General features: G+C 50.4%; 1 protein-coding gene. It reads right to left on the bottom strand.

What is annotated here, in order from left to right; genetic code table 11:
• The coding region (gene xsc, locus ABLT31_RS38605; RefSeq protein ID WP_367761012.1) for a sulfoacetaldehyde acetyltransferase at positions 1-1487 on the bottom strand (1487 nt) is incomplete at both ends.

The raw sequence follows: 1487 nt of genomic DNA, 5'->3' as shown, positions 1-1487 counted from the left end.
CGGATTCCAACCGCCCCCATGGACCGGGCCACTTCGGCAAAGTCTGGATTTTGAATATCCGCGCCTACGAAACGATTGTTATAAAAGTCAACTTGGTTCTTTTTCTCCGCACACCAAGCGCCATTATTAAATACGCAAGCGATGACCGGGATATTTTCTTCGACTGCCGTACTGACCTCATGCAAGCTCATTCCCCAGGCTCCGTCACCGACGATGGCAACGACTGGGCAATCCGGGTTCGCTAATTTAGCTCCTAGTGCAGATGGGTAGGCAAAGCCGGTGTTACCAAAGGTGAGGGCAGCGATATGTTTCCGGCCTTCATTAAACTTCAGATAGGCATTGGCTGTGGATGAAACATTTCCAATATCGGTAGTCACAATCGCATTTTCAGGCAAGGCTCGTGTCAATTCCAGCAATGCCCGGCGCGGGTTGATCGGACTTCCGTCGATCATGGCCAGTTCCACTAACTCTTCTTCCCATTGTTGCTTTACGGTAGCTACTTCCAACAAGCGCTCTGGATTGGATGGGATATTTGGAGCTATGGCTTTCAGCTGTTTTAAAATTTCGACGCTAGCCGCACGAGCGTCGCCAATAATGCCAACTTCAATCGGATGGGTACGAGCGATATTTCTTGGATTAATATCGATTTGGATGATGGCCGCGGATTTCGGAAAGTAGTCAATATCATAGCAAGGTAAAGTACCGAACACCGATAAACGGGTACCGATCGCTAACACCACATCCGCTTTCTTCAAGGTATGCATCGCGGATTTGGCTCCCATGTATCCGATCGGGCCTACCGCTAACGGATGATTGGCAGGAAAAGCATCATTATGCATATAGGAAACGGCTACCGGAGCGGTGAGATATTCCGCGATTTCCTTGACGGCGTCGATGCCATCGGAGTCTACTGTACCTCTACCGGAAATAATGACCGGATATTTGGCTTGAGCCAATAACTCGGCCGCTTTGGCCAACGATTCGGGAGAACCGCAGCCGCGTGAATCGACGCGATACTGATGGGGCTCAAGAATTTGGTCTTCCAGTTCGCCGTAAAAATAGTCCCGAGGAATGTCAAACAGGACAGGCCCGCGTTCAGCATAGGCAATCCGGAATGCAGTTCGTAAGCAATCCGCGACGCGGCTAGGATGAGTCACTCTGACAGTTTCCTTTGTAATCGCTTTAAAAACAGAGACCTGATCACACTCCTGGAAACCATCCCAGCCAATGGTTGGTGTACCGGCGGAAGGAGAGATAACGACCATCGGTGTATGAGCTTGGTATGCTGCGGCAACGGAGGTGACCATATTGGTGATCCCCGGACCATTTTGTCCGATCACGACTCCGGCAACGCCGGTAACTCGGGTATAAGCATCGGCCATGTGAGCCGCACTTTGTTCATGACGGACACCAATGAAGCGAATGCCGGCAGTAGGTAATAAATCGAGCAGATCCATGAAGGCAGATCCTAAGATCCCGTTAATATG

The organism is Ammoniphilus soli (assembly GCF_040813775.1).
Note: the sequence above shows the minus strand (reverse complement) of the source record. Positions and strands in the feature narration are given on the sequence as shown.